The sequence below is a fragment of the Caulobacter sp. UC70_42 genome, assembly GCF_044056025.1.
Lineage (GTDB): Bacteria > Pseudomonadota > Alphaproteobacteria > Caulobacterales > Caulobacteraceae > Caulobacter.
The window spans coordinates 3,441,987-3,462,406 of sequence record NZ_CP171994.1; the positions used below are offsets into that span (position 1 = coordinate 3,441,987).

Consider the following 20,420-nt stretch of genomic DNA (forward strand, 5'->3'; position numbering starts at 1 on the left):
GTCCGGAGGACGGGGGGACCCTGCCGGAGCAATGCAAGGGCTTTTGTCACGGTTCCGCGACAGTTTTACGACGTAGCGTCCGTGGGCTGACAATTGTGTCGGGATTTAGCCCTGGGGCAAGGGCGTCATGCTTTCAGGCGCGACCAACCCACGGCAGTCCTCAGGGAGCCGGGGTCCAGCCGCCCCCCAGGGCGCGGGCCAGGTCGATGGCGGCGACCGCGCGGGCCTCGCGGGCCTGGATCACCGCCTGGTCGGCGGCCAGCAGGCCGCGCTCGGCGTCGATCTGCTCCAGGTACGAGGCGTAGCCGGCGCGGTAGCGGTCTTTGGCGCGGCGGGCGGCCTCGGCGATGGCGGCGCGCTGGGCGGCGATTTCGCTCTCCTGGCGTTGCAGGGCGTCGACGGCGCGCAGAGCGGTTTCCGTCTCGGCGAAGGCGTTCAGGACGACGCCGCGATAGCTGGCCGCCGCCTGGGCCTTGCGAGCCTCCGAGGCCTGGACCTGAGCCTTCAGCCGGCCGCCGTTGAAGATCGGCTGGGCCAGGCCCGCCCCGATGGTCCACAGCGCCACCGGATCGGGCAGGGCGTCGGTGAACACCCGGTCGGCCGAGACTGACAGGCGCAGCTGCGGCAGCAGCTGGGCGCGCGAGGCGGCCAGGCTGGCGTCGGCGGCGATCAGGTTGTCCTGAGCTTGAGCGATGTCCGGCCGGCGGGCCAGCAGGCTCGCGGGGGCCTCGACGGGAATCGGCGTCTTCAGCAGGGCGAGAAGATCATCGCCGCGCGCGACGGGGCCGGGCGGATCGCCGGTCAAGGCGCTGACAGAGGCTTCCAGGCGGGCGATGGCCAGCTCGAGAGCCGGAACCTGGCGGCGGACTCCGGCCAGCTCGGCCTGGGCCTGGTCGCGTTCCAGCTTGGTGGAGTAGCCTGCACCCTCGCGGCGCGTGATCACGTGCAGCCCTGCCTCGCGGGCGGTGATGGTCTGCCTGGCGACGGCGAGCTGGGCGTCCAGCGACAGCAGGCCGACATAGGCCCGCGCCACGGTGGCGGCGACGGCCAGGCGGACGCTGTCGCGGGCGGCGGCGCTGGCCTGCAAGCTGGCCCGGCCGGCGGCGTCGAGATCGCGCACCCGGCGCCACAGGTCGACCTCGTAGGCCACGCGCAGCCCGACCTGTTCGGCGGTCGACTCGTAGGATCTGCCAAAGGCGTCCAGCTGGCGCGAGCCCTGCAGGCCGGCCACGGCGTCGACGGTGGGCAGCAGGGCCGAATGGGCGGCGCGGGACAGGGCGCGGGCCTCGTCGACCCGAGCCGTGGCCAGGGCGATGTCGGCGTTGCGGGCCAGGGCCTTGTCGACCAGGGCGTTGAGTTGGACGTCGCCCAGCAGCGTCCACCAGTCGGCGGTCAGCGCGCCTTGGGCGCCTTGGGAATTTGGCGGCGCGGTCCGCCAGGCGGCCGGCGGCGGAACGGGCGAGGCCGGACGCTCGGGTGCTGCGGTGGTCGCGCAGGCCGACAGCGCCGCGCCAACCAGCAGCAGGGGCAGCGAGCGGCGCATCAGCGACCGCCCTTGGTGTCGACCTTGGTCACCACCGACATGCCCGGCCGCAGGCGGGCGGCCAGGGGCTGGTTCGGGCTGATGGCGATCTTGACCGGGATGCGCTGGGCGACCTTGACGAAGTTGCCGGTGGCGTTTTCGGGCTTCAGCACCGCGAACTCCGAGCCGGTGGCCGGGGCCAGATCCTCGACCACGCCGCGCAGCGTCTTCTTGCCGAGGGCGTCGACGGTGAAGGTCACGGGCTGTCCGACGGCCATGTGGGCGGTCTGGGCCTCCTTGTAGTTGGCCGTGACCCACAGGCGGGCGGGGACCAGGGCCAGCAGCTGCGTTCCCGCCGAGACGTATTGGCCCAGCCGCACCGAGACCTCGCCCAGCTGACCGTCGCGCGGGGCGCGGATGACGGTGTTTTCCAGATCGATCTCGGCCAGGCGAAGGGCGGCGCGGGCGGCTTCGACGGCGGCCCTCAGGCCATCGCGGGAGACGGCGACCGAGCGGATGTCCTGGCGGGCGATCTCGCCGCCGGCGGCGGTCTGGCGCACGGCCGCCTCGGTCTGGCGCAGCGTGGCCACGGCCTGGTCGCGCTCGCGCAGCGACACCGAGCCATCCGAGGCCAGGTCGTTGATGCGGGCCAGGTCCGCGCGGGCCCGGGCGGCCTGGGCCTGGGCCGAGGCCTGCTCGGCCTCGCGGCCCAGCAGCGCGGCGGCGCGGGCCCGCTGAGCCTGGGCGGCGTTGGCCAGGTCGGCCTCGCGGGCGGCAAGGGTCGCCTTGGCCTGCTCGACGCGGGCCCGGTAGATGCGGTCGTCGATGCGGGCCAGCACCTGACCCCGCCTGACGTGGTCGAAGTCCTGCACGGCGACCTCGACGACATAGCCGTTGACCTGCGGCGCCATCACCGTGACCTGGCCCCGGACATAGGCGTTCTCGGTCACCTGCAGGGTGGTGACGAACGGCGGCAGCCGCCAGACGAACAGGATGACCAGCACGGCCGCGACGGCGGCGGTGACGGCGACGGCCAGGGTCCCCGGGCTGACGCGGGGCGGGTGGCGCAGAGCCTCGGCCGCTTCGGGCGAGGGAGCGGGAGCGGCGGCGTCGGTCATTGAGCGGCCCTTTGCGCGGCTTTCATCTTGGCGATGGCGCGGAGCGTGAAGATCGCGGTGCCGATCAGGGTCAGCAGGGCGATGACGAGGAGAAGCAGGAAAAGGTCGTTATAGGCCAGGATGCCGGCCTCGCGCGTCGCCTGGCCGGCGACCGCGGCGACCGCCACGGGTCCGGCCCGCAGGCGGTCGGCGACGAACGGGATCGAGGTGTCCAGCTGGCCGACCAGGTGGGCGTAGTGGAACCGCATCCGGTCGTACTGGAAGGTCTGGGACAGGGCGGTGGCGAACAGCGCGCCCAGGTTCTGGGCGACGCTGAACGAGACGATCAGGGTGGGGAACGAGCGCCAGCCGCGCTGCAGCACCTGGACGAAGCCGATCAGCAGGGTGGGCGCCAGGACGAGGGCCGTGGCGAAACCCAGCATGGCCTGGCTGACATAAAGCTGGGCCGGGCGGGTCAGGTCGTTGGAATGGCTGTCGAGAAAGGCCGCCGCGCCGATCAGCACCACGGCGATCATGATCTGGAAGAGCACGGTCTGCGGCGTGATCGTCAGGGCGCCGACGATCGCGCCGGCCAGGGTGGCCAGCATGATCACGAAATACAGGCTCCGGGTCTGTTCCTGGCCCATGCCGAGCACGGCCAGGAGACCGGCGGCCCCGCCGTTCTGCTCGACCAGCAACACCCGGGTCAGGAAGGCGATGGCGATGAAGCCGAGGAAGTCCGGCGTGATCGCCCAGCGCAGGTCGAGCAGCGGATTGGTCCGATGCCACTCCAGCACCAGGGCGATGGTGATCAGCACGACCGCGACGGCCAGGGCCACGCCGATCCACGGGGCGGCGAACCACCATTCCAGCCGGCCCTGGCCCAGCACCGCGCAGATCAGGGCCAGGCCGACGGCCATCAGCGGATAGGTGACGAAGTCGGCCCATTCGAACACCTTCAGCCGCTCCGACGGCGGCAGGCGCAGCGCCAGCACGGCGGCCAGGGTGGCCAGCACCATCGCCAGCTCGATCAGGTAGAGCGTGCGCCACTGGCCCAGCTCCAGGACGTCCGGCGAGAAGCAGCGGGCCAGGGGCGTGGCGACCAGCGGCAGGCCGAAGGCCAGCACGAAGGCCGCCAGGCGCTTGGGCTGGGGCAGGGCCTGCAGCATGTAGAAGACCGCCAGGGTGGTCAGGGGCGCGGCCGCGACGCCGCTGGCCGCGCGCACGACCAGGGCCGAGGCGAAGTCGTTGACGAACAGGTGGGCCACGACCGCGGCCAGATACGTCCCCAGCGCCAGCTGAACGAACAGGCGCAGGCCGTACTGCTGGCGGAACTTGACCAGCAGCAGGTTCATCGAGATCGACGTCATCACATAGGCGGTGGGCAGCCAGGAGACCTGGGCCGGATCCAGCCCCAGCGCGCCCTGGAGGGCGGGGAGGTTGACCGTGATCAGCGCCGTGCCCATGGCGCTGGTGAAGGCCAGCAGCAGGCCGACGCAGCCATAGGCGATACGGACGCGCCGGGAAAAGTCGGGCGTCGCCGGCGAGCCTGGAAACAGGGGCCGCTCATGGGGCTGCAGGCTGTCGATACCAGGATGACTCATGCCACCGTCCTTGCCGGCCAAGCTGTAGCGCGCGAGCGCGGCTTGGGCGAGGGGCCGGGAAGCGGGGTGGGCGAACGCCGTGTCATGGGGCCGGCTTAAAGGGCGTTCGGCGCGCATCGCTTGAACAAATCAATCGCCGTCTAGGCTGGAACCGATTCTTTCCGCATGAGCGTTCGGCGGGTCATGCCATGGAGCGGGGCCGCCTCGTCGCGCGAAAAACTTTCGCGGAGATCGGTGTGCGTTCGGGGGCGTTGTGCGTCATGACTGTCGTGAGCAGTCATGAGGGTTTCGCCGTGCGGCAGGTCGCGCCACACGATCTTCGGGGGTTGGATCGGCGCTACAGGCCAGCGCTGATGGCCTTCTTCATGCGCCGCGCGGCCACGCACAGCGACGCCGAGGACATGACCCAGGAGCTGTTCGCCAAGCTGGCGCGGGTCGAGGACCCGGCCATGGAGAACGCCGACGCCTACATCTTCCAGATGGCGGCCAACCTGCTGCGCGACCGTCAGCGGCGCGAGCGGGTGCGGGCAAGCTATCGCGCCGCCGTCGCGGGCGAGGTCTTCGACCAGGAGCCGCTGGACCCCGCCCGCATCCTGCAGGGCCGCGAGGATCTGGGCGCGGTGCAACGGGCCCTGCGCGAGCTGCCCGACCGGACCCGCGCCATCTTCCTGCTCTACCGCCTGGAAGGCATGAAGCAGGCCGAGCTCGCCACGCTGTACGGCATGACCACCAGCGGCGTGCAGAAACACATCCTCAAGGCCATGGGCCACCTGACGCGCAAGCTGAGGGCGGGCGAATGAGCTCCCCCATGGACGACAAGATGGATCAGGCCCTCGACCAAGCCGCCGAATGGTGCGTGCGGCTGTCGGAAGGCGAGCTGCCGCCGGCGGAGCAAGCCGCGCTGGACGCCTGGTTCGCCGCCGATCCGGAGCATCGTGCGCTGCTGGACGACGCCGTCGCCGCCTGGCGGGCGGTGGACGAGCAGGCCGCGCACCCCGGCATGATCGCCCTGCGCGGCGAGGCCCTCAACGACCTGCGCCGCGCCCAGCGCCGGCAATGGGCCCGCAAGCCCGGCCCGCGCGTCGCGATCTGGAGCGCCGCGGCCGCCGTGGTCGCCGCCGTCGCCCTGGGCGGGGGCCTGGCCTGGCGATCCAGCCTGCCGGACGTCTATCGCACCACCGAGGGCGAGCGGCGCATCGTCGAGCTGGCCGACGGCTCGCGCGTGTCGCTGGACGCCGCTACGGTGCTGAGGGTCCGCTATGACGGCGACCGCCGCCGGCTGTGGCTGGACCAGGGCCGGGCCAAGTTCGCGGTCGCCAAGGATCCGCTGCGGCCGTTCTCGGTCGCCGCAGGCGGCAAGCTGGTGGTCGCCACCGGCACCACCTTCAGCGTCGAACGCGTCGCCGACCAGATGCGGGTGGTGCTCTACGAGGGCCACGTCGCGGTGCTGGACGGGGAGGGCGCGAAGGGGCGTCCGCCGCCGCTGCTGAGGGTCAATGGCGCGCCGACCGAGAAGTCGCTGACGCCCGATCACGAGCTGGTCGCCCAGGTCAATTCCGAGGCCGCCTCGGTCGCCCCGGCCGATCCGAACCGCGCGGCCGCGTGGGAGAGCGGCCAACTGGTGTTCCAGGACGAGCCGATGAGCCTCGCCGTCGAGCGGGTCAATCGCTACGCGCGCGAGAAGCTGCGGATCGGCGACCCCAGCGTGGCCAATCTGCGGATCAGCGGCGTCTTCACCTCGGGCGACACCCGCGCCTTCGTCGACGGCGTCACCGCGGTGCTGCCCGTGCGCGCCGTCAGCGGCCAGGGCGGCGAGACCGTATTGCGCGCCTTCCAGCGCCAGCCAAAAAACTTCACCGCCGGTGGTGAGTTCCTCCGTGGAGTGAGGCGTCTAACTGACCAAAAGCGCCGATACACACAACAAGCGGCGCGAGGGAGGGACGTATGAGCAAGTCTTTCGAGCAACGCTGGCTGCTGGGCGCTTCGGCGGCCGTGCTGATGGTCCTGGCCGCGCCGGTCGCGGCGCAGGCCCGCGTTGAACAAGCCCCGGAGCGGACTTTCGACATTCCGGCCCAGGACCTGTCCGGCGCCCTGCGCGCCTTCGGCCGGGCCTCGGGCAAGCAGCTGGCCTTCGACGAGAACCTGACGCGGGGCAAGCGCGCGCCGAAGCTGAAGGGCGCCTATTCGGCCGACGAGGGCCTGACGCGGCTGCTGGCCGGCTCGAACCTGGTGGCTCAGCCCACCGCCAGCGGCGTCTACGCCATCCGCGAGCGGCCGCTGTTGGTCTCGGCCAGCGCCGCCGGCCAGTCGGCTGCGCCGGCCGCCGCCGTAGAACAAAGCCGTCCGGAAGAGCCCGCCCAGGTCGAGGAGGTGATCGTGGTCGGCACGCCCGGCGGCGCCGGCATCGACAAGCTGTCGGCCAGCTTCGCCGTCACCACGGTCGGCGCCCAGGACATCCTCAAGGCCTCGCCCAAGAGCAGCGCCGAGCTGCTGAGCCTTGTGCCCGGCGTCTGGGTCGAGACCTCGGGCGGCGTGGCCGGGGCCAATGTCTTCGTGCGCGGCTTTCCCGCCACCGGCGACGCCGAATTCCTGACCATCCAGCTGCAGGGTGCGCCGATCTATCCGCCCTCGACCCTGTCGTTCCTGGAGAACTCGTCGATCTTCCGCGTCGACGAGACGATCTCGCGGATGGAGGCCCTGCGCGGCGGTCCCAACCCGATCTTCTCGAACGGCCAGCCGGGCCTGACCACCAACTTTATGCTCAAGGAAGGCGGCGAGGAGACCAAGGGCCTGATCAAGGCCACCACTTCCAACTACGGCCTGCGCCGCGTCGACGGGGTGATGAGCGGCAAGCTGGCCGACGACCTCTATTTCATGATGGGCGGCTATGTGACCCGCTCGCCCGGCGTGCGCGACACCCAGTTCGACAACGAGAAGGGCCAGCAGTTCACGGTCAACCTGACCAAGCGGCTGGAGCACGGCAAGGTCAATCTCTACGCCCGCTTCACCGACGACCACGGGGCCTGGTACCTGCCGTTCGCGGTCAATGTGCCCGGCATCGACAAGGGCGAGTACACCCAGCTGGGCGAGCTCTCGCGCCAGCAGACCCTGCAGGTCCACGCCGACGGCCGCACCCGCGACTTTGACCTGGCCGACGGCCGGGGCTGGAAGGGCTATGTGGCCGGCGGCAGCTTCGAGCACGATTTCGGCGACGGCTGGACGGTGCGCGACCGCTTCAGCTTCACCAAGGGCGACGCCAACACCTATGGCCTGGTGCCCGACGGCGGGGCGGTGACGGCCGCCTCGGTGGCGACGGCGATCGGCGGCCCGGTCCGCACGCGCGGCGGGACGGCCCTGGGGACCGGCGACTACGTCCAGAACTGGGGCGCGTGGATCGTCGAGAAGCAGATCCAGGCCTTCGTCAACGACTTCAGCGTCAACAAGACGGTCGGCGACCACTCGATCTCGGCCGGCTACTACGCCTCCAGCTTCTCGTCGGACGACTTCTGGACCATCGGCAACTTCAAGCCGATGCAGGTGAAGGCCAATGGCGACTATCTGGCCGCCAACGTGTCGTGCGCCAACCTGGCGACGGCGGGCAGCGGTTCGGGCTGCTGGGCCTATGGTCTGCTGTCGAACGGCGACGGCAAGGTCAACGCCGTCTACCTGGCCGACAGCTGGCGGATCATCGAGCCCCTGCGCCTGGACGTCGGCGTGCGCCGGGAGAAGTTCGAGACCGACTATGTGGTCGACGACGGCAACGGCTATCCGGACGGCCTGGCCATCCGCACGGTCGACTACAGCCAGTCCAAGACCTCGTACACGGTCGGCCTGAACTACGACCTCAACGAAATGTCCGGCGTGTTCGCCCGCTACTCCAAGGGCTATAAGTTCCCCAGCTTCGACAACTTCCGCGAAAACCTGACCGACACCCTGAGCGTCAAGCAGTACGAGCTGGGCTACAAGCTGCGTTCGGGCCCGTTCGAGCTCTACGCCACCGGCTTCGCCAACACCTTTGACGGGGCCAAGTTCGCCGATGTCGGCGGCACGCTGGAGACCAACTCCAACAAGGCCCACGGCCTGGAGCTGGACGGCCGCTGGCGCTCGGACTTCGGCCTGTCGCTGGCCCTGAATGGCACCTGCAGAAGACCGAGATCAAGAAGTCCTCTATCCCCGGCAACCAGGGCAAGAGCGCCCAGCGCCAGCCCGACTGGCAGATCCGCTTCACGCCCAGCTACGACGTCCAGCTGGGGGCGGTGGCGACCACGTTCTACGGCACGGTCAGCGCGGTCGACGATCGCTGGGGCGACAACGCCAACACCCAGAAGCTCAAGGGCTACACCAAGGTCGACCTGGGCGCGATCTTCAATGTCGGCGACTTCAGCGTCCAGGTGGCGGCCGACAATCTGACCGACAGCCATGGCCTGACCGAGGGGGATCCGCGTTCCACCAGCGGCGCCAACGCCCGTCCGATCCTGGGTCGGTCGGTGAGGCTGTCGGTGGGCTACAACTTCTGATCCTCGTCCTTATCCCCTGAAGACTCCCTGCGCGCGGGCCGGTTCGCCGGTCCGCGTCTTTCTGTTCCGAGAGGCTTTCCATGGTCCGCCCGTTCGCCGCGACGCTCGCGGCCTTGACGTTCGCCTCGGCCGTCCATGCGCAGGACGCCGCCAAGATCCCAACGCCGGCGGATACTTACCAGGAGTTCTTCCACCAGGTTCAGACGCGGCGGATCTTCCCGGACGGCAAGACCTTCGTCGATGCGGTCCCCAGGCGCGCTCCGGCGAAGATCCTGGCCGATTATCGCGCCCATTCAAGGCTCAGCGACGCCGAGCTGAAGCGCTTTGTCGCCGCCAACTTCGTGGTCCCGCAAGCGGGCACCGCGCCCAAGCCCAGCGCCGCGCGGCCGCCGCTCAAGGATCACATCGCCGCGCTCTGGCCCCATCTGACCCGGCCGCCGGTGAAGCCGGTGGCCGGCGGTTCGGCCCTGGCCATGGACAAGCCGTTCGTCGTGCCCGGCGGGCGCTTCCGCGAGATCTACTACTGGGACAGCTACTTCACGATGCTGGGCCTAAAGGCGGACGGCCGCGACGATCTGGTCGAGAGCATGATCGACGATTTCGGAGGCCTGATAACGGCTTACGGACATATCCCCCAACGGCGCGCGAACCTATTATCTGAGCCGCTCGCAGCCACCGTTCTTCTTCGCCATGGTCGGGCTGTCCAGCGCGACCGACCCCAAGGCGCTCAAGACCCGCGTCGACCTGATGCGCCGCGAGCACGCCTTCTGGATGGACGGTGAGAAGGATCTCCAGCCCGGCCAGGCCCACCGCCGCGTGGTGGCCTTGGCCAGGGGCGTCGTCCTCAACCGCTACTGGGACGACCGCGACACCCCGCGCGACGAGTCCTATCGCGAGGACCTCGAGACCGCCCTCAACAGCGGCCGCCCGCCGGCCGAGGTCTTCCGCGACCTGCGGGCCGGGGCCGAGAGCGGCTGGGACTATTCCTCGCGCTGGATGGCCGACGGTCAGGCGCTGTCGACGATCCAGACCACGGCCATCGTCCCGGTCGACCTCAACAGCCTGATGTACGGCCTGGAGAAGGCGATCGCCAAGGGCTGCGCTCAGCTGGCCGACGCCGCCTGCGAGCGCGACTTCGACCGTCGCGCCCGCGACCGGGGCGAAGCCATCGATTTCTATCTCTGGGACAACGCCAAGGGCGGCTATGTCGACTACCAGTGGAAGACCGGCCGGCGTCTGGACGACATCAGCGCGGCGACCTTCTACCCGCTGTTCACGGGCGCGACGGACGAGCGGCGGGCCCACACCGTCGCCCAGAAGGCCTGGGACGTGCTGCTGGCGCCCGGCGGGCTGCGCACCACCACCGTCCGCACCGGTCAGCAGTGGGACACGCCCAATGGCTGGGCGCCCTTGCAATGGGTGGCCGTCTCCGGACTGCGCCGCTACGGCGAGGACGCCCTGGCCGCGGAGATTTTCCAAGCGCTGGCTGGCCACGGTCGAGCGCGAGTACCAGGCCAGCGGCAAGATGCTGGAGAAGTACGACGTCGAGGAGGCCAAGGCCGGCGGGGGCGGGGAGTATCCAACCCAGGACGGCTTCGGCTGGACCAACGGCGTGGCGCGGGCGTTGATGGAGCCGGCGAAGTAGTCAGCGCACAATTCCTGTCATCCCGGCTCTCCGCTTCGCTGCGGCCGGGATGACAAGGTTTTTGCGGCCCTTAGAACTCGAAGCCGATCGTGCCGAACACCTGGCGCGGAGCGGACGAGTGGAACACCAGAATGGTCCCCGCCGCGTCGTCCGGCGCGAACACGCTGCTGTCGAAGTTCGAGGCGTAGCGCTTGTTCGTCAGGTTGGTGACGTTCAGCGACGCCTTGGCCCCCTTCATGAAGCCGACCGGGCTGAACCTGTAGCTGACGCCCAGGTCGAAGGTGGTGACGCCGGCGAAGCTCTGGTCGTTGGTGTAGGTGTAGTAGCGGCGGCCGGTGTACTTGCCCTGCAGCGAGGCCGAGAAGCCGCCTTGCTTCACGCTCAGCACGCTGGCCAGCATTTCCTTCGGCGTATCGACCTGCTGCTTGCCGGCCGTCTGCTTGATCACGCAGGTGGTCGTGCACCAGTTCAGGTCTTCGTCGTAGGTCGACTTGTTGTACGAGGCCGAATTGTACCAGTTCAGCCAGGACGTCGCCTTCCACAGCACGCCGATCTCGGCGCCCTTGCTGGTGACGCTTCCGGCGTTGTGGAAGGAGTTGCCGCAACCCGGGTTCTGCTGCTGGTTGGTCGGGCAGGGATTGTACTGCAGCAGGCGGTTGTTGAACTTCACGTCGTAGGCGGCGATCGAGACCTGAAGATTGTCGCCGACATAGCGGTAGCCGGCGTCGAAGCTCTTGGAGGTCTCCGGCTTCAGGTACTGGCCCTGGGCGTTCCAGACCGCTTGCGACACCGACTGCGGGCCCAGCTTAAAGCCGCCCTGGAACATGGCCATGTTCTCGGCGTAGCTGGCGAACACCTCGTGGCCCGGGGCGATACGGTAGCGCGCGCCGATTTCCGGCAGGAAGTCGTCCTTGGCGTACAGCGTGCCGCTGGCGAACTGGCTGGACGCCGTCACCGGGGCCTTGGCGATGCCGCGCTGGGCCTCGGCGGCCGACTTGGCGTGAGTGCTCTTGAAGCCGAAGTCGATGCTGAGCGCGTCGTCCAGCAGGGTGACCGTGTCCTGGACGTAGAACTGCTGGGTGGTCCAGTTGGTCTGCTGAACCCATTGGGCGGTGTCGGGCTGGCCCTTCAGGAACTTCGCCAGGCTGAACGGGCCGGTGACGTTGGTCCAGATGTAACGCGCGGCGCTGCTGGTGTTGTCTTCCAGCCAAAGGCCGGCCTGGATGTGGTTGAAGCCCAGCGTCCAGCCCACGTTCGCCACCACGCCGGTGCGGTCGATGGTGTAGCGGGTGTCGCGGATCTGGACCGGCAGGTCGTCGGCGGTCGAGGTCGTGCCCTGGTTCGACAGGCCGGTGATGAAGTTGTTGCCCGCGCCCTCGTCGGTGTGGCGATAGACCTGCACGTGGCTGGTGATGTTCTCGCGGATCTTGAAATCGCCCGACAGGTAGTAGACCTCGTCGTTGCGCAGGATCTGGCCGTTGGTGAAGGTGACATCGGCCAGCTTCTCGGGCGCGGTCGAGGGGACGCACTTGGCCGCCAGCGAGGCCACGGAGCAGGCGGCGCGGCCGACATAGGCGTCCCAGTTCGGCGCATAGCCGGCCCAGTCCCAGCCCAGGCGCGAGAGCATGTCCTTGGAGAGATAGGTGTCGTCGGCCTGGTTCGTGCGCGACACGTCCGCGAAGGCGGTGATGACGTTGTCGCCGAAGCGGTACTGGGCCTTGGCGTTCAGCTGCTTGCCGGTCGACTTGTTGTAGGCGCCCTGGTTCACGAACAGGTCCTGCTGGGCGTAGTGGCCCGAGACATAGGCCGAGAAGCCGCCGTGCTCGCCGGTGTCGAAGCGCATGAAGGTGCGGGCGGTGTCCTCGCTGCCCACGGTCCCGTTGATCGAGAAGCCCATGGTCTTCTTCGGATCGCTGGACGTGTAGATCAGCGCGCCGCCCAGGTTGCTGGTCGAGGGGATGGACAGGCCGGCGATGCCGGTGGCCAGGTCGGCGCGGCCCAGGTTTTCCGAGATCAGGGCGCGGCTGATGGTCAGGCCGTTGTAGTTGTTGTAGGCGCCGTCGCCCAGCGGCATGCCGTCCAGCGAATAGCCGAGGTGGGTGGTGTTGAAGCCGCGCACCTGCAGCGACAGCGACTGCTCGTTGACGCCCAGGGCGTCGATCGACTGGGCGCTGACGCCCGGCAGGAAGTTCAGGGCCTTCTGGATGCTGGTCCCCGGGGGCAGGACCTCCAGGCTCGACGGCGTCAGGGTGTTGACCGAGCGGGTCTGGCCGCTGCCGACGATGACGACCGCGTCGATCTCGTTGGCGTCGGCGGGCGCGTCCGCGACCTTCGGAGCGGGCGCATCGGCGGCCTGGACCTGGGTGGCGAACATCAGGCAGGCGGCGATAGCCACCACGCTGGCGGATCGGAGCAGCATTTCGGATATCCCCCTAGATATCGCGCGCCACGCGGATTTTCGTCTACGGCGCCGATTGGTGTTGAGCGCCGCGTCTATTCCACAGCTTGATGACGGTTCTGCTGCGGTTGCGCGACGGTCTCTGTCACAAAACCTATGCAGACCCTCCCTAAGAGCGCGGCGAGTTCCACCGAACACTTCCGTGTCCTTTTCAGGAGCCCTCGATGTCGCGCCGTCGCCTTGCCGGAACCCTCGTGGGTCTCGCCGCCCTGGCCCTGGCGGCCGACGCCGGCGCCCAGTCGCGGACCTATGTCGCGCCGCATTGGGACAACACCCCCGGCGACGTCACCGTGGCGTTCGGCGGCAAGACCTATGTCAATCACGGTCTGGTGGCGGTGGGCTGGCTGCCGGCGGCGACGCGCGACTTCAACGGCGAGACTTCTGGGCTCGTTCTCCAGCATGGCGCTGTCGAACTGGAAGAAGGCCGCCGACGGGTCCTATACCGGGACCTTGCGCACCCTGCCGGATCGCGGACCCAACAATGTCGGACCGTTCAAGAGCACGACCGACTACGCCAACCGCGTCCACGAGCACGCGATCAAGCTGGTTCCCGGCAAGGGCCTGACCATCACGCCCACGGGCGGCTTCCTGTTGAAGGACCAGACCGGCCAGCCGTTCACCGGCATGGACCCGGGCGCCAACGTCGTCGAGCGGGGCGGCGTGCGCTATCCGTCGCCGGCCGGCGGCGAGGGGGCGGGCAAGCTCAGCCTGGACAGCGAGGCGATCGCCTACCTGCCGGACGGGAGCTTCTACGTCTCGGACGAATATGCGGCGGGCGTCTATCTGTTCGACAGGACCGGCACGCTGACCGGCGCGATCCAGACCGTCCCGGCGCTGCTGCCGATCAAGAAGGGCCAACTGAACTTCGGCGCCGAGAAGGCGCCCGAACAGGGCCGCCGCAACAACCAGGGCCTGGAAGCGCTGACCATCAGCCCCGACGGCAAGCGCCTGATCGCCGTGCTGCAGAGCGCGACCGTGCAGGACTCCGCGTCGAACAACGCCACCCGCAACAACACCCGCGTGCTGGTCTATGACATCAGCAAGACCCGGCTGCCTAAGGCCCCGATCGGCCACTACGCGCTGCAGCTGCCGACCGTACGCGAGAACGGCGACGGCCAGGCCGCCGACGTTACCGCCGCCCAGTCCGAGGCCGTGGCGCTCAGCGAGGACCGCCTGCTGGTCCTGGCGCGCGACGGCAATGGACGCGGCAAGGGCTCGCCCAATGCGCCGGTCTACAAGAGCATCCTGTTGGTCGATCTCGCCGCCGCCACCAACCTGGCCGGCACGCCCTACGAGCAGGACGGCAAGCCGATCGCCAAGGACGGCGCGTTGAACCCCGACATCAAGCCGGCCGCCCAGGCCGAGCTGGTCAACATCCTCAACCCCGTCCAGCTGGCCAGGTTCGGGATCAACCTGTCGGTCGCGCCCTCGACCCCGACCAGCCTGCCCGAGAAGATCGAGGCCATGGCCATCGGTTCGACGTTCGACAAGACCGGCGACGTCTTCCTGCTGGTCGGGTCGGACAACGACTTCGCCACGGCCAAGGGCCACGTGAACGGCCAGGACTTCGACGCCTCGCTGCATGGCGACACCGGGGCCGGCGACAACGACAACCTGGTGCTGGTCTACCGCCTGTCCCTGCCGAAGTGAGCTTGACCCTCCGGGCGGGCGCGCCTACCCCGGACGGCGAAGGCATGGAGGTCGAAAGGCCTCCCGGGAACGCGGTGACCAATCCGCGGCTGCCCCCGCAACTGTGATCGTCCGTCGATCGTCGCGGCACGCGCCACTGGGAGCGATCCTGGGAAGGCGCCGCGACGGGAGGGCGTAAGCCAGGAGACCGGCCTTCGTCATATCAACGCGGCCGGCGGGGTGTCCGGCGAGGGCAGGGTGATGAACGAAGAACTCCCGGACGGCGAGGCCGCCCAAGAGGCCGCGAAGAACGCGCGCCACAACGCCAGGATGAAGGTCATCCAGGCCGCGCGGGCCAAGATGATGGCCGAGCGCCAGATCGAGAAGGGCCTGCTGATCGTCCATACCGGGGCGGGCAAGGGCAAGACGACGGCGGCCCTGGGCATGGTCTGCCGCGCCATCGGCCACGGCCAGAGGGTCAGCGTCATCCAGTTCATCAAGGGCGCGATGGAGACTGGCGAGAAGGTCGTGTTCGACGCCTTCCCGATCAGGTCGAGTTCCGGCCGATGGGCGAGGGCTTCACCTGGGACACCCAGGACCGCGCCCGCGACATCGCCAGGGCGCGCGAGGCCTGGGAGGCCATCAAGAGCCGCATCGCCGATCCCGACTGGGACATGGTCGTCGCCGACGAGCTGAACATCATCCTGCGCTACGAGTACCTGCCGCTGGATGAGGTGCTGGAGGTTCTGGTCAATCGGCCGGAGGGCAAGCACGTGGTCGTCACCGGCCGCAACGCGCCCGACGCCCTGATCGAGGCCGCCGACCTGGTCACCGAGATGGCCCAGGTCAAGCACCCGTTCCGCGGCGGCGTGAAGGCCCAGGCGGGGATCGAGTTTTGACCGTTCTGCGCGCGGCCGACGACGGCCCGGCGGTGGTGGTCTGCAACACCTGCCGCGTTTCGGCCGAAGAGCGCGAAACGCCCGAAGGCGTGCGCGGCGGGGCGCTGCTGGCGACGGCCCTGCGCGCGGCGGCGGCGGGCAGCGGCGTGGCGATCCAGGAAATGCCCTGCCTGTTCAACTGTGCGCAACACTGCTCGATCCACCTGCGGGCCCCGGGCAAGATCGGCTATGTGCTGGGCCGGTTCGAACCGACCGCCGAGGCCGCGCGCGCGATCGTCGACTACGCCGTGGCCTATGCCGCCAGCGACGAGGGCGTGGTGCCGTACCGCCGATGGCCGGAGGGCGTGAAGGGCCACTTCATCGTCCGCGTCCCGCCGGCGGGGAAGCTGGTGGGGGATTGAGACCCCCGGACAGGTGGGTTTCTACCTCGCGCCCTAGCGAACCGGTCGGCGCACCGTCCAGACCAGCAGCGCCGCCGACAGCAGGACGCCGCTCATCACCACGCCGAAGGTGACCAGGCCCTCGCGGGTGGCGCGGGCCTCGGCGCGGGCGTGGAACGGGCCGGCATGGGCCTCGGCGAGGGCCGACAGGTCTTCACGCTCCAGGTCGTCGGACATGTCGGTCTCCTCGCGGGGTGTGCCTAGGGGCGCGGCTCGGGCGGCGGCGGCGCGATGGGGGCGACCGGCGCGACGGGCGCCGGCGGGAGCGGGTCGGCGGGCACGGTCAGCGGGACCACCGGCAGGCCATCGGGGCCGATCTCGCCCTCCAGCGGCAGGCCCAGGTCGTCCAGCGGGTCCTCGACGACCGCCGGGGCGGCGCTACGGCCGAGGGCCGAGAGCATGAAGGCCTTCCAGATCTTGGCGGGTTCGCCGCCGCCGACCACGCCGTTCATCGAGCTGTTGTCGTCGTTGCCGACCCAGACCCCGACGACCAGGTCGTCGACGTAACCGACGAACAGGGCGTCGTGATAGTCCTGGGTGGTGCCGGTCTTGCCATAGGCCCCGTCGATGGCCGCTTCCAGGCCCGTGCCGCGATGGGTGGCCGAGCGCAGCAGGTCGCGCATGCCGGCCAGCACCTTGGGGTCGTAGGCGGTGGTCTTGGGCTTCTGGAACGTGTCCAGGGCGTGCGCGACGATCGGATATTCGCCGGCCGCGATCGAGGCGTAGGCGGCGGTCAGGCGCGTCAGGCTCATCGAGCCGGTGCCCAGCGCCATGGTCAGGTCGTCGGGGATCTTCTCGGTGACGCCCAGCTGGCGGGCGACCTTGATCACCTTGGCGGGGCCGAGGTCGTGGGCCAGGCGCACGGCCGCGACGTTGGACGAGGCGGCGAAGGCGCTGATCAGCGGGATCTCGCGGTCGCGGTACTTGCCCTCGTGGTTCTTCGGCGTGTAGCCGCTGACCTGCACCGGGGTGTCGAGGATCGGGCTGGTCGTGGTCATGCCCGACTGCAGGGCGGCCAGGTAGACGAACAGCTTGAACGACGAGCCCGGCTGGCGCGCGCCGTCGGCGCGGTTGAACTGGCTCGAGCCATAGTCGCGGCCGCCGACCATGGCCACGACGCGGCCGTCCTTGCGCATGGCCACCAGGGCGCCCTGGGTGATGTTCAGGACCTTGCCGTCGCGGGCGATGAAGTCGTTGAGGATCTTCTCGGCCTTAGCCTGCAGCGCGGGATCCAGGGTCGTCTTGACGATGGTCTCGCCATAGCGGGCGCCGATGGCGGCGCGGGCCTGGGGCAGGGCCCAGTCGGCGAAGTAGGAGCCGGTTGGCAGCTTGTCGGGGTTCTCGATGGCCGAGACCTCACCGACCGCGTCGGCCTGGGCCTGGGTGATGGTCTTGGTCTCGACCATGGCGCCCAGCACCACGCGCATCCGCTCGCGGGCGCCTTCGATGTTGTTGGTCGGGGCCAGGCGGGACGGGGCCTTGACCAGGCCGGCCAGCATGGCGGCCTCGCCGATCGACAGCTGCTCGGGCGGCTTGCCGAAATAGTGCCGGGCCGCGGCGCGCAGGCCAAAGGCCCCGTCGCCGAAATAGACCGACGACAGGTAGCGCGACAGGATCTCGTCCTTGGAGAGGCGGGCCTCAAGATAGACCGCGATCAACGCCTCCTGCGCCTTGCGGCGCAGGTTGCGGTCACTGCTCAGGAAGGCGTTCTTGGCCAGCTGCTGGGTGATGGTCGAGCCGCCTTCCGAGACGCCGCCGGCCTGGGCGTTCTTGCCCAGCGCCCGCGCGATCGCCTTCGGGTCGACGCCCATGTGGCTGTAGAAGCGACGGTCCTCGATGGCGATGAAGGCGCCGGGCACGTATTTCGGCAGCTTGGCGACGTCGATCGGGGCTTCCTTGTAGGAGCCGCGGCGGGCGATCGGCGAGCCGTCATCAGCGACCAGAACGATGGCGGAATTGTTCAGCGGCTCCAGGGCGCGGCTCAGCGGCAGCGACCAGAACAGCGAGGCGACCAGCACGACCGCCAGCACCACGGCGGCGGCCGCGCCGATCAGCCAGGCGGAACGCTTCCAGATCGGCGGCTTGGCGGTCTTGACGGGCTCGGCCGGGGAGAGGGCGGCTTCCGGGATCGCCTCGACGGCTTCCGGCAGCTCGGTCTCGGCTTCGGGAGGGGGCGCTTCCTCGGGCGGGACCTCGGGTTCGGGCTCGACGACTGGCGCGGGGGGGGCCGGGGTCTCTTCGACGATGTCCGGGGTTTCGGCGACCGCCTCGACCGCCTCGACCGGCGGCTTGGGCGCGCGCGGCTTGCGCGGGCGGCGCGGCTTTGGCGCGACAGGGTCGGTCGACGTCTCGGGCAGGGCGGCCGCCGAGGTCATCGCGGCGGTGGCGCGAGGCTTGCGCGGCTTCGGCTTCGGCGCCGGCGGGATGTCTTTGGGATCGGCGGGGTCGGACATGGACTGGCGCTCGCTTCGGGCCAGGCCCTCACTCGTCGAGCGCGCTCATTACCACACGGCCCCGGCAAGCCAAGCGCGTTGAAACCGAAGTTTCTTCCGCTCCGCCCTTGAATGGCGTTCGGCCAGGCATAGATGACCTCCGTGAGGCTGAGGCCTCTGCCCTTCCTGGGCGTTTCCTCCCCTACTTCTCAAGCCCGGCTTTCGCCGGGCTTTTTCTTTGCGGTCATGCGTTCGGTTGGATCAGGCGGTCGGCTAGATCAGTTCGTAGGCCGGCAGGGTCAGGAATTCTTCCAGGCTGTCGGACAGCACCATGCGGGTGAAGAGCTCGGCGGCCGTTTCCAGGCGCGGCGAAGCGAAGTCGCGGCGCAGGTCGGCCATCTCCTGGGTGAACAGGCCGATGAACAGCTCCGAGGTCAGCACCCGGCCGTCGTCCAGCGCCGCGCCCAGGCGGACCCACTGCCACAGCTGCGTGCGGCAGATCTCGGCCGTCGCGGCGTCCTCCATCAGGTTGTAGAGCGGCACCGCGCCCCGGCCTTCCAGCCAGGCCTGGGTGTAGCGGACGCCGACGCGGATGTTCTCGCGCACGCCGGCCTCGGTGCGGACGCCCTCGTGCAGCTCCAGCATCTGGGCGGCGGTGATGTCGAGATCGGCCAGCTTCTTGTCGCGCTGATTGGCCGCCGGCATCAGGCGGTCGAAGACCTCCATGGCGACGGACACCAGATCCGGGTGGGCGACCCAGGTGCCGTCGTGGCCGGCCCCGGCCTCGCGTTCCTTGTCGGCCTTGACCTTGGCGAAGGCGGCCTGGTTGGCGGCGTCGTCGCCCTTGACCGGGATCTGGGCCGCCATGCCGCCCATGGCGAAGGCGCCCGGCGATGGCAGGTCTGGATCAGCTTCAGCGAATAGGCGCCCAGGAAGGCCTTGCCCATGACCATGGCCGAGCGGTCCGGGGTCAGGAACTCGGGGCGGCGGCCCAGGCGCTTGATGAACGAGAAGATGTAGTCCCAGCGGCCGCAGTTCAGGCCGACGATGTGGTCCTTCAGCTCGAACAGGATCTCGTCCATCTCGAAGGCGGCGGGGATGGTCTCGATCAGCACCGTGGCCTTGATCGTGCCGACGGGCAGGCCCAGCGCCTCCTGGGCGCGGACGAACACCTCGTTCCAGAGGCGAGCCTCCAGATGGCTCTCCAGCTTGGGCAGGTAGAAATAGGGACCCGAGCCCTGCGCCAGCGTCGCCTTGGCGTTGTGGAAGGCGTAGAGGCCGAAGTCGAACAACGCCCCGGCCACGGCCTGGCCGTCGACCTCCAGGTGGCGCTCCATCAGGTGCCAGCCGCGCGGGCGGATCTTCAGCACCGCCGGGGTCGGACCCATGGCGTAGGCCTTGCCGGACTTGGCGTCGACGTGGGTGAGGTCGCCCGACCAGCGGTCCTTCAGATTGATCTGGCCCTCGACGACATTGGCCCAGGTCGGCGCCGTGGCGTCCTCGAAGTCGGCCATGAACACCTTGGCCCCGCAGTTCAGGGCGTTGATGATCATCTTGCGGTCGACCGGGCCGGTGATCTCGACGCGGCGGTCCAGCAGGTCGGCGGGGACGGGGGCGACGGTCCAGTCGGCGGCCCGGATGTCGGCGGTCTGCGGCAGGAAGTCGGGCAGCTCGCCGGCGTCGAAGCGGGCCTGCCGCGCCTGGCGGGCGGCCAGCAGCTCGCGGCGGAGGGCGTCGAACCGGCGGTGCAGGTCGGCCACGAAGGCCAGGGCTTCCGGGGGTGAGTACTTCCGCAGCTCGGCCTTCAACGGGACCGGTGACCTGGATGTTGGCGGCGATGTCGAGCGGCATGGGAAGCTTTCCGTGGCGGTGGGATCGGCTCCCCGGGAGGTCCGGGGAGCCGTCTTCGGGACTTCTGGTCGGTTATCTTTAGTTAGGCGCTCTTTTCGGCGCCCTTGTCACGGACGGTGGGGACGATCTGGTCGCCCCAGTTGCCCGAGCCGTCGTGGTGGCGCGAGGCGCGCACCAGCTCGACCGAGTAGCCGGCCTCGATGGCGCGGCGCACGGCCTCGTTGAGGCGGTGAGAGGCCTCGGCCACGCGGTCGACGGCGCGCTCCTTGGCGTCCGAGTTCGGCATGGCGGCGGGGGCGAAACGCGTGGCGGTCATGGCTTTGGCT

Annotated in this window: 15 protein-coding genes, 4 pseudogenes and 1 riboswitch; of the genes and pseudogenes, 10 read left to right on the forward strand and 9 right to left on the reverse strand. The window is 69.5% G+C overall.

The window, feature by feature from the left end; all coding sequences use genetic code 11:
- Window positions 1-160 precede the first annotated feature (160 nt).
- The 3 genes from ACHMW8_RS17180 to ACHMW8_RS17190 are packed head-to-tail and all read right to left on the reverse strand — an operon-like array spanning window position 161 to window position 4,223.
- Window positions 161-1,543, reverse strand: coding sequence for an efflux transporter outer membrane subunit (locus tag ACHMW8_RS17180; RefSeq protein WP_395443195.1), 1,383 nt, complete (start codon window positions 1,541-1,543; stop codon window positions 161-163).
- Window positions 1,543-2,640 (reverse strand): HlyD family secretion protein, encoded by a 1,098-nt coding sequence (locus ACHMW8_RS17185; RefSeq protein WP_395443196.1) that lies wholly within the window; start codon window positions 2,638-2,640, stop codon window positions 1,543-1,545. The genes ACHMW8_RS17180 and ACHMW8_RS17185 overlap by 1 nt, the downstream gene beginning before the upstream one ends.
- Window positions 2,637-4,223 carry an MFS transporter gene (locus ACHMW8_RS17190; RefSeq protein ID WP_395443197.1) on the reverse strand — a complete coding sequence of 529 codons (1,587 nt, stop codon included), beginning with the start codon at window positions 4,221-4,223 and terminating at the stop codon, window positions 2,637-2,639. Before ACHMW8_RS17190 ends, ACHMW8_RS17185 begins: the two co-directional genes overlap by 4 nt.
- 260 nt (window positions 4,224-4,483) lie before the next feature.
- Between ACHMW8_RS17190 and ACHMW8_RS17195 the strand changes: the two genes are divergently transcribed.
- The 7 genes and pseudogenes from ACHMW8_RS17195 to ACHMW8_RS17225 all read left to right on the forward strand — a co-directional run bounded on the left by ACHMW8_RS17195 (window position 4,484) and on the right by ACHMW8_RS17225 (window position 10,385).
- The gene (locus tag ACHMW8_RS17195) at window positions 4,484-5,023 is read left to right on the forward strand and encodes an RNA polymerase sigma factor (RefSeq protein ID WP_125157974.1); all 540 of its coding nucleotides are present in this window, start codon (window positions 4,484-4,486) and stop codon (window positions 5,021-5,023) included.
- A gap of 8 nt (window positions 5,024-5,031) precedes the next feature.
- Entirely contained in the window at window positions 5,032-6,171 is a 1,140-nt protein-coding gene (locus ACHMW8_RS17200) for a FecR family protein (RefSeq protein WP_395443198.1), read from the forward strand.
- A 50-nt stretch (window positions 6,172-6,221) separates the two neighbouring features.
- Window positions 6,222-8,572 (forward strand): annotated as a pseudogene (locus ACHMW8_RS17205) (TonB-dependent receptor domain-containing protein); the annotation flags it as partial.
- 42 nt (window positions 8,573-8,614) lie between these two features.
- On the forward strand, window positions 8,615-8,740 hold the full coding sequence (locus ACHMW8_RS17210; protein ID WP_395446078.1) for a hypothetical protein: 126 nt from the start codon (window positions 8,615-8,617) through the stop codon (window positions 8,738-8,740).
- 80 nt (window positions 8,741-8,820) lie between these two features.
- Window positions 8,821-9,522, forward strand: a complete 702-nt coding sequence (locus ACHMW8_RS17215; RefSeq protein WP_395443199.1) for a trehalase family glycosidase — start codon at window positions 8,821-8,823, stop codon at window positions 9,520-9,522.
- Window positions 9,431-10,168, forward strand: a pseudogene (locus tag ACHMW8_RS17220) (trehalase family glycosidase); the annotation flags it as partial. The gene ACHMW8_RS17215 and the pseudogene ACHMW8_RS17220, both read left to right, overlap by 92 nt.
- A gap of 97 nt (window positions 10,169-10,265) precedes the next feature.
- Window positions 10,266-10,385 carry a trehalase family glycosidase gene (locus tag ACHMW8_RS17225; RefSeq protein WP_395446000.1) on the forward strand — a complete coding sequence of 40 codons (120 nt, stop codon included), beginning with the start codon at window positions 10,266-10,268 and terminating at the stop codon, window positions 10,383-10,385.
- Between the two features lie 70 nt (window positions 10,386-10,455).
- Here the strand turns inward: ACHMW8_RS17225 and ACHMW8_RS17230 are convergent, their stop codons facing one another.
- The gene (locus ACHMW8_RS17230) at window positions 10,456-12,804 is read right to left on the reverse strand and encodes a TonB-dependent receptor (protein WP_395443200.1); all 2,349 of its coding nucleotides are present in this window, start codon (window positions 12,802-12,804) and stop codon (window positions 10,456-10,458) included.
- 438 nt (window positions 12,805-13,242) lie between these two features.
- Between ACHMW8_RS17230 and ACHMW8_RS17235 the strand changes: the two genes are divergently transcribed.
- A complete protein-coding gene (locus tag ACHMW8_RS17235; protein WP_395443201.1) occupies window positions 13,243-14,493 on the forward strand; it encodes an esterase-like activity of phytase family protein in 1,251 nt (416 codons plus the stop codon).
- 23 nt (window positions 14,494-14,516) lie between these two features.
- A riboswitch (cobalamin riboswitch) is annotated at window positions 14,517-14,704 on the forward strand.
- Here the strand turns inward: ACHMW8_RS17235 and ACHMW8_RS17240 are convergent.
- Complete coding sequence (locus ACHMW8_RS17240; RefSeq protein ID WP_395446079.1) at window positions 14,691-14,969, reverse strand: hypothetical protein; 279 nt, start codon at window positions 14,967-14,969, stop codon at window positions 14,691-14,693. (Overlaps the previous riboswitch by 14 nt.)
- On the opposite strand from ACHMW8_RS17240, the pseudogene cobO reads away from it, so the two are divergent.
- Both cobO and ACHMW8_RS17250 read left to right on the forward strand, forming a co-directional pair.
- Window positions 14,911-15,371: pseudogene (cobO, locus tag ACHMW8_RS17245) on the forward strand (cob(I)yrinic acid a,c-diamide adenosyltransferase). The gene ACHMW8_RS17240 and the pseudogene cobO overlap by 59 nt on opposite strands.
- Window positions 15,368-15,772: a DUF1636 domain-containing protein gene (locus ACHMW8_RS17250; protein ID WP_395443202.1), complete on the forward strand. Its 405-nt coding sequence runs from the start codon at window positions 15,368-15,370 to the stop codon at window positions 15,770-15,772. Before cobO ends, ACHMW8_RS17250 begins: the two are co-directional and overlap by 4 nt.
- Window positions 15,773-15,805: 33 nt before the next feature.
- On the opposite strand, the gene ACHMW8_RS17255 is transcribed toward ACHMW8_RS17250, so the two are convergent.
- The 4 genes and pseudogenes from ACHMW8_RS17255 to ACHMW8_RS17270 form a co-directional block, all read right to left on the reverse strand.
- Window positions 15,806-15,988, reverse strand: coding sequence for a hypothetical protein (locus ACHMW8_RS17255; RefSeq protein ID WP_395443203.1), 183 nt, complete (start codon window positions 15,986-15,988; stop codon window positions 15,806-15,808).
- 23 nt (window positions 15,989-16,011) lie between these two features.
- Window positions 16,012-18,264 (reverse strand): transglycosylase domain-containing protein, encoded by a 2,253-nt coding sequence (locus tag ACHMW8_RS17260; RefSeq protein WP_395443204.1) that lies wholly within the window; start codon window positions 18,262-18,264, stop codon window positions 16,012-16,014.
- Between the two features lie 252 nt (window positions 18,265-18,516).
- Window positions 18,517-20,094: pseudogene (gene aceB, locus ACHMW8_RS17265) on the reverse strand (malate synthase A).
- An 82-nt stretch (window positions 20,095-20,176) separates the two neighbouring features.
- On the reverse strand, window positions 20,177-20,410 hold the full coding sequence (locus ACHMW8_RS17270) for a hypothetical protein (protein ID WP_125157985.1): 234 nt from the start codon (window positions 20,408-20,410) through the stop codon (window positions 20,177-20,179).
- Window positions 20,411-20,420: the final 10 nt, after the last annotated feature.

Coding starts and splice junctions, on each gene's coding strand:
- ACHMW8_RS17180 (WP_395443195.1), bottom strand. CDS start 1,543: ATGCGCCGCTCGCTGCCCCTGCTGCTGGTTGGCGCGGCGCTGTCGGCC.
- ACHMW8_RS17185 (WP_395443196.1), bottom strand. CDS start 2,640: ATGACCGACGCCGCCGCTCCCGCTCCCTCGCCCGAAGCGGCCGAGGCT.
- ACHMW8_RS17190 (WP_395443197.1), bottom strand. CDS start 4,223: ATGAGTCATCCTGGTATCGACAGCCTGCAGCCCCATGAGCGGCCCCTG.
- ACHMW8_RS17195 (WP_125157974.1), top strand. CDS start 4,484: ATGACTGTCGTGAGCAGTCATGAGGGTTTCGCCGTGCGGCAGGTCGCG.
- ACHMW8_RS17200 (WP_395443198.1), top strand. CDS start 5,032: ATGGACGACAAGATGGATCAGGCCCTCGACCAAGCCGCCGAATGGTGC.
- ACHMW8_RS17215 (WP_395443199.1), top strand. CDS start 8,821: ATGGTCCGCCCGTTCGCCGCGACGCTCGCGGCCTTGACGTTCGCCTCG.
- ACHMW8_RS17225 (WP_395446000.1), top strand. CDS start 10,266: ATGCTGGAGAAGTACGACGTCGAGGAGGCCAAGGCCGGCGGGGGCGGG.
- ACHMW8_RS17230 (WP_395443200.1), bottom strand. CDS start 12,804: ATGCTGCTCCGATCCGCCAGCGTGGTGGCTATCGCCGCCTGCCTGATG.
- ACHMW8_RS17235 (WP_395443201.1), top strand. CDS start 13,243: ATGGCGCTGTCGAACTGGAAGAAGGCCGCCGACGGGTCCTATACCGGG.
- ACHMW8_RS17240 (WP_395446079.1), bottom strand. CDS start 14,969: ATGAACTGGATGACGCTGACCCTCTGGCCGTGGCCGATGGCGCGGCAG.
- ACHMW8_RS17255 (WP_395443203.1), bottom strand. CDS start 15,988: ATGTCCGACGACCTGGAGCGTGAAGACCTGTCGGCCCTCGCCGAGGCC.
- ACHMW8_RS17260 (WP_395443204.1), bottom strand. CDS start 18,264: ATGTCCGACCCCGCCGATCCCAAAGACATCCCGCCGGCGCCGAAGCCG.
- ACHMW8_RS17270 (WP_125157985.1), bottom strand. CDS start 20,410: ATGACCGCCACGCGTTTCGCCCCCGCCGCCATGCCGAACTCGGACGCC.